The sequence below is a fragment of the Shewanella sp. genome, from assembly GCF_041630135.1.
GTDB lineage: Bacteria > Pseudomonadota > Gammaproteobacteria > Enterobacterales > Shewanellaceae > Shewanella.
The window spans coordinates 77,397-83,925 of record NZ_JBFKLW010000009.1 but is presented as its reverse complement, the minus strand read 5'-3'; the positions used below and the strand labels follow the sequence as shown (position 1 = coordinate 83,925).

The 6,529-nt window shown below is 52.5% G+C and carries 4 protein-coding genes and 2 tRNA genes; all 6 read left to right on the top strand.

Going from position 1 to position 6,529, the window contains the following annotated elements:
* The first annotated feature begins 124 nt into the window (after window positions 1-124).
* Window positions 125-201, top strand: a tRNA-Arg gene (locus tag ABYK60_RS04260).
* A gap of 11 nt (window positions 202-212) precedes the next feature.
* Window positions 213-288 (top strand) — tRNA-His (locus ABYK60_RS04255).
* 255 nt (window positions 289-543) lie between these two features.
* Window positions 544-1,848, top strand: a complete 1,305-nt coding sequence (tig, locus tag ABYK60_RS04250; RefSeq protein ID WP_372870687.1) for a trigger factor — start codon at window positions 544-546, stop codon at window positions 1,846-1,848.
* Window positions 1,849-1,937: 89 nt separating this feature from the next.
* Window positions 1,938-2,546: an ATP-dependent Clp endopeptidase proteolytic subunit ClpP gene (gene clpP, locus ABYK60_RS04245; RefSeq protein WP_126166348.1), complete on the top strand. Its 609-nt coding sequence runs from the start codon at window positions 1,938-1,940 to the stop codon at window positions 2,544-2,546.
* Window positions 2,547-2,628: 82 nt separating this feature from the next.
* Window positions 2,629-3,906, top strand: coding sequence for an ATP-dependent protease ATP-binding subunit ClpX (gene clpX / locus ABYK60_RS04240; RefSeq protein WP_372870686.1), 1,278 nt, complete (start codon window positions 2,629-2,631; stop codon window positions 3,904-3,906).
* Window positions 3,907-4,034: 128 nt separating this feature from the next.
* Window positions 4,035-6,392, top strand: a complete 2,358-nt coding sequence (gene lon / locus ABYK60_RS04235) for an endopeptidase La (protein ID WP_372870685.1) — start codon at window positions 4,035-4,037, stop codon at window positions 6,390-6,392.
* The last annotated feature ends 137 nt before the right edge of the window (window positions 6,393-6,529 follow it).

Sequence of the window (6,529 nt, the reverse complement as noted above, 5' to 3'; positions counted from 1 at the left end):
GGTAGCGCATCTGCTTTGGGAGCAGAGGGTCAGAGGTTCGAATCCTCTATCACCGACCAAATTATAAGTCGCTGCAGTAATGCATCGATTGCCCAGGATAGGCTTCAACGATTGTTGATACCTTGCGCCCGTAGCTCAGTTGGATAGAGCATCCGCCTTCTAAGCGGATGGTCGCAGGTTCGAATCCTGCCGGGCGTGCCAAAAATTCAGTGGTGACTGTAGCTCAGTTGGTAGAGTCCCGGATTGTGATTCCGGTTGTCGTGGGTTCGAGCCCCATCAGTCACCCCACTTCTTCATAGAAGGTTAAAAAGCGGCCAATGGCCGCTTTTTTTCTATCTTTATACCCGTCTTTCAGGCTCGACTCAGGCAATAACGGTGGCTATAATGTCGCGTCTTGATAACTGCCAACTATCTGCGGCCCGTGCTGGCGCGTCAGTCGCGACAGGCATTAAAGTCAATTTAACAAGATCAAGAACTGAACACCTGAATAGTTGATGACTCGGCTATTTACAAAGGACGTTAGACATATTTCGAGGTAAAACAATGCAAGTTTCTGTTGAAACAACTCAAGGCTTAGAGCGTCGCCTGACCATCTCTGTACCTGCCGAGCAGATCGAGAAACTGGTTAACGAGAACCTGAAGCGCGAAGCCAAGCGTGCCCGTATTCCTGGTTTCCGTCCTGGTAAAGTTCCTATGAGCGTTATCAGCAAGCGCTATGGCGCCGCTATCCGTCAGGACGTGACTGGCGAAATCATGCAGCGCAACTTTGTTGAAGCTATCATCGCTGAAAAACTGAACCCAGCTGGCGCACCTATGTTTGCTCCTGGCAGCAGCGACGCTGAGAAGTTTGAGTTCGTGGCAACTTTTGAAGTGTATCCAGAAGTTGAACTCAAGGGCCTGGACACCATCGAAGTCGAACAGCCAAAGGCTGAAGTAACTGCCGCTGATGTAGACAGCATGATTGAAACTCTGCGCAAGCAGCACGCTACTTATGAAGCTGTTGAGCGCGCTGCCGAAGATGGTGACAAAGTGACCATGAACTTCGTAGGCAGCATCGACGGTGAAGAATTCGAAGGTGGCAAGGCTGAAGGTTTTGACCTGCAGCTGGGCAGCGGTCGTATGATCCCTGGCTTCGAAGAAGGCATCAAAGGCCACAAGGCCGGTGAAGAATTCGATATCGACGTGACATTCCCAGAGGAATACCACGCCGAAAACCTGAAAGGCAAAGCGGCCAAGTTTGCTATCACTCTGACTGAAGTGAAAGCGGCCAACCTGCCAGAAGTGAACGATGAGTTCGCCAAGCTGTTCGGTATCACTGACGGTGGCGTTGATGCCCTGAAAGCTGAAATCACTAAGAACATGGGACGTGAGCTGGACCAGGCGCTTAAAGCCAATGTGAAAGAGCAGATTATCAATGGTCTGCTGGCTGCTAACGAGATCGAGCTGCCAAAAGCGCTGATCGACGGCGAAATCAACGTACTGCGTCGCCAGGCCGTTCAGCGTTTTGGTGGCCAGAATGCCAACATGCCTGAACTGCCAGCCGAACTGTTTGCTGAGCAAGCTGAGCGCCGCGTAAAAGTAGGTCTGCTGCTGGGTGAAGTGATAAAGTCAAATGAACTGCAAGTGGAAGATGAGCGTGTTCAGGCGCTGATCGCTTCTATGGCGTCTGCCTATGAAGATCCATCTGAAGTCATCGAATACTATAACGGCAACAAAGAGCTGATGCAGAACATGCGCAATGTGGCTCTGGAAGAGCAAGCCGTTGAAGCGCTGCTTAAATCTGCAAAAGTAACCGAGAAGGAAGTTGCTTTTGAAGAATTTATGAACAAGGCTACCGGTCGCGCGTAACCGTAGCTTGACTTGTTTGGCGTTAAGCCATTTATAATGGCTCGTATGAGGCTCCTCGTGCGAGCCATTTTTATTTAGGGAAGGGATAAATGCATAACGCACCGGAATCAGTATTCAATGCGCTCGTACCTATGGTAGTTGAACAGACTGCCAAAGGTGAGCGTTCCTACGATATCTATTCACGTCTGCTGAAAGAGCGTGTCATCTTCCTGGTGGGTCAGGTAGAAGAGCACATGGCCAACCTTATCGTAGCGCAGCTGCTGTTTCTGGAATCGGAAAACCCTGATAAAGAGATTTACCTCTATATCAACTCCCCCGGTGGCTCGGTAACTGCGGGTATGGCGATCTACGACACCATGCAGTTCATTAAGCCGAAGGTCAGCACTGTCTGCATCGGTCAGGCCTGCAGCATGGGCGCATTTTTGCTGGCTGGTGGCGAGAAAGGCATGCGTCACTGCTTGCCTAATTCAAGGGTGATGATCCACCAACCATTGGGTGGTTTCCAGGGACAGGCATCGGATATCGCTATCCATGCTCAGGAAATTTTAGGCATTAAGCATAAACTCAACCAGATGCTGGCGCATCACACCGGTCAACCGATGGAAGTGATTGAGCGCGACACCGATCGTGACAACTTCATGAGCGCAGAGCAGGCGGCAGAGTATGGTCTTATCGACTCGGTGCTGACCAGCCGCTGATTTTTGCTGATTGCTGGGCTAAGCTCAGGTAAACAGGGTTGAGAGATACAAGCGATGGATACATCGCAAACGGGGTAAAGTAATGGGCGATAACAAGAGTGGTGATGGCGGCAAGCTGCTGTATTGCTCTTTCTGCGGAAAGAGCCAGCACGAAGTGCGAAAGCTGATCGCCGGACCATCTGTGTATGTATGTGACGAGTGTGTCGAGCTTTGCAACGACATCATTCGTGAAGAGATTAAAGAGATCTCGCCTAAGCGGGATCAGGACAAGTTGCCGACGCCTCATGAGCTGAGAGCGCACCTTGATGATTACGTCATTGGCCAGGAAAAAGCCAAGAAGGTGTTATCGGTCGCTGTGTATAACCACTATAAGCGTCTGCGCAATGGCAGCCCCAAAGAAGGGGTTGAGCTTGGCAAGAGTAACATCCTGCTGATTGGCCCTACCGGTAGTGGTAAGACTCTGCTGGCCGAAACCCTGGCGCGCTTCCTCAATGTGCCCTTTACCATGGCCGATGCTACCACCCTGACCGAAGCCGGTTATGTGGGTGAGGACGTTGAGAACATCATTCAAAAACTGCTGCAAAAGTGCGATTACGATGTAGAAAAGGCACAGCGTGGCATCGTCTATATCGATGAAATCGACAAAATCAGCCGTAAGTCCGACAACCCCTCCATCACCCGTGATGTGAGTGGTGAAGGCGTTCAGCAGGCGCTGCTGAAGCTGATTGAAGGCACAGTGGCTGCGGTGCCGCCCCAGGGTGGCCGTAAACATCCACAGCAGGAGTTCCTGCAGGTGGATACATCCAAGATCCTGTTTGTGTGTGGCGGTGCCTTTGCCGGACTTGAGAAGGTGATTGAGCAGCGTACCCATACCGGCAGTGGTATTGGATTTGCTGCCCAGGTTAAGGGAAAAGCGGACAAAGAAAGTATGTCCAGCGTTTTGTCTCAGGTGGAGCCGGAGGATTTGGTTAAGTACGGTCTGATCCCCGAATTCATCGGCCGATTGCCCGTCGTGGCGACTCTGGCGGAGCTGGATGAAGACGCGCTTATCCAAATTTTGTCACAGCCCAAGAATGCGTTGACCAAGCAATATGCAGCACTGTTTGAGATGGAAGGGGTTGAGCTTGAATTCCGTGAAGATGCCCTGAAAGCGATTGCCCAAAAGGCCATGTCGCGCAAGACGGGAGCCCGGGGTCTTCGCTCAATAGTTGAAGGCATATTGCTGGATACCATGTATGACCTGCCTTCTCAGAACGGTGTAAGTAAGGCTGTGGTGGATGAATCAGTGGTTAAGGGAGAGTCAGCCCCAATCCTGATTTACGAGCAAACCGAACCTCAGGCCGCCAGCGGCGACCAATAATTGGTCATTTGCTTTCAAGAAGATACTAAAGGAGTCCAATTGGGCTCCTTTTTTACATTTGAGCCATTGAAAGGGCGGAAACTGCCCCAATATACTCGGATATAGTCCATCTGATACGGAATCGAGTTATGTCCCAAGAGCGTGAAGCGCATTTCGAATTGCCGGTCCTGCCACTGAGAGACGTGGTAGTGTACCCCCATATGGTCATTCCGTTATTCGTGGGTCGTGAGAAGTCCATTCGGTGCCTGGAAACTGCCATGGCACAGGACAAGCAGATCATGCTTGTGGCCCAGCGCGATGCGGAGCTTGACGAACCTGCCGCGGACGACATTTTTGAAGTCGGTACCATCGCCTCTATTTTGCAATTACTCAAACTGCCTGATGGTACAGTCAAGGTGCTGGTTGAAGGTGGCCGCCGCGCCCGCGTGGCCCGCTTTACTCAGGAAGAGCCTTTCTTTATTGCCCGGATAGATGAGTTGCCTTCGGACCCTCTGGCCGAAAAAGAAGAAGAGGTGCTGGTGCGCAGCGCCATCGCCCAGTTTGAAGGTTATATCAAACTCAATAAGAAGATCCCGCCGGAAGTGCTGACTTCTATGTCTGGCATTGATGAAGCGGCGCGTCTCGCTGATACCATGGCGGCGCATATGCCGCTCAAGCTGGAAGACAAGCAGTCCGTGCTTGAGATGGTGAATGTTGGCGAGCGCCTTGAGTACCTGATGGCGATGATGGAAGCCGAAATCGATTTGCTGCAGGTGGAGAAGCGCATTCGCTCCCGAGTGAAAAAGCAAATGGAGAAAAGTCAGCGCGAGTACTACCTGAATGAGCAAATGAAAGCCATTCAAAAGGAACTTGGCGATCTGGATGAAGGCCACGACGAGTTCGAGACTCTCAATCGTAAGATTGAAGAGGCTAAAATGCCCGCCGATGCCAAAGATAAGGCTCAGGCTGAACTGAACAAGCTGCGGATGATGTCGCCGATGTCGGCCGAAGCCACTGTGGTGCGTTCCTACGTTGATTGGATGACCTCGGTGCCTTGGTTTGAGCGCTCCAAAATCAAGCGCGATCTGTCCAAAGCCGAACAGGTGCTCAATGCTGACCACTATGGTCTTGAGAAGGTTAAAGAGCGCATCCTTGAGTATTTGGCGGTTCAGACCCGGGTGAAGCAGCTCAAAGGTCCAATTCTGTGTCTGGTAGGCCCTCCGGGTGTAGGTAAGACCTCGCTGGGGCAGTCGATTGCCAAGGCGACTGGACGTAAGTACGTGCGAGTGGCGCTGGGTGGCGTGCGTGACGAAGCGGAAATTCGCGGTCACCGTCGTACCTACATCGGCTCTATGCCTGGCAAAATCATTCAGAAGATGGCCAAAGTGGGCGTAAAAAACCCGCTGTTCCTGCTGGATGAAATCGACAAGATGAGCTCCGACATGCGCGGTGACCCGGCGTCAGCCCTGCTGGAAGTGCTGGATCCCGAGCAGAATGCCACCTTTAACGATCACTATCTGGAGGTTGATTACGATCTGTCCGATGTGATGTTTGTGGCCACCAGTAACTCCATGGATATTCCGGGCCCGCTGCTGGACCGTATGGAAGTTATTCGTCTGTCCGGTTACACCGAAGACGAGAAGCTCAATATCGCCAAACAGCACTTAATGCCAAAGCAGGTAGAGCGCAACGGCCTGAAGCCCCATGAGATCAGTGTCGATGATGGTGCGATTCTCGGCATTATTCGTTACTACACCCGCGAAGCGGGCGTGCGTGCCCTTGAGCGCGAGCTGTCCAAGATTTGCCGCAAGGTCGTTAAACAAATCCTGCTGGATAAAGCCGTTAAGCACGTGGATGTGACAGGTGACAACCTCAAGTCATTCCTCGGTGTGCAGCGCCATGATTACGGCAAGGCTGAGTCGAACAATCAGGTTGGCCAGGTAACAGGCCTTGCCTGGACCCAGGTAGGCGGTGACCTGCTGACCATTGAAGCCACCTCCGTGGCCGGTAAAGGCAAGCTCACCTACACAGGTTCGCTTGGTGATGTCATGCAGGAGTCGATTCAGGCGGCGATGACCGTGGTGCGTGCCCGCGCCGAGCAGCTGGGCATCAACCCCGACTTTTACGAGAAGCGTGACATCCACGTGCATGTGCCTGAAGGCGCTACGCCAAAGGATGGCCCATCTGCAGGCTGTGCTATGTGCACCGCACTGGTCTCCAGCCTCACCGGTAACCCGGTGCGTGCCGATGTGGCCATGACCGGCGAAATCACCCTGCGCGGCGAAGTGCTGCCCATTGGTGGCCTGAAGGAAAAACTGCTTGCGGCTCACCGCGGTGGTATCAAGCATGTGCTTATCCCCAAAGAAAACGAGCGTGACCTTGAGGAAATCCCGGCTAACGTCGTGGCTGACCTGCAAATTCACCCGGTTCGCTGGGTGGATGAAGTGCTGAAACTGGCGCTTGAGCGCCCGGTTGAAGGCTTCGAAGTGGTAAAAAACGCAGGATAAGGTAAAAAAGTGTTCCACAGACCTAAAAAAAGTGAAAAAAGGGGCTTAACAAAGCCCTCGGCTGTGGTAGCCTAGGTTCGTGGAGAGCCAGCACCTCCCAAACCCTTGGCAGGGCTGGCTTTGAGCTGTATCCAACT

Excerpts from the sequence above, each read along its gene's own strand:
- tig (WP_372870687.1), top strand. The coding sequence starts at position 544 with ATGCAAGTTTCTGTTGAAACAACTCAAGGCTTAGAGCGTCGCCTGACC.
- clpP (WP_126166348.1), top strand. The coding sequence starts at position 1,938 with ATGCATAACGCACCGGAATCAGTATTCAATGCGCTCGTACCTATGGTA.
- clpX (WP_372870686.1), top strand. The coding sequence starts at position 2,629 with ATGGGCGATAACAAGAGTGGTGATGGCGGCAAGCTGCTGTATTGCTCT.
- lon (WP_372870685.1), top strand. The coding sequence starts at position 4,035 with ATGTCCCAAGAGCGTGAAGCGCATTTCGAATTGCCGGTCCTGCCACTG.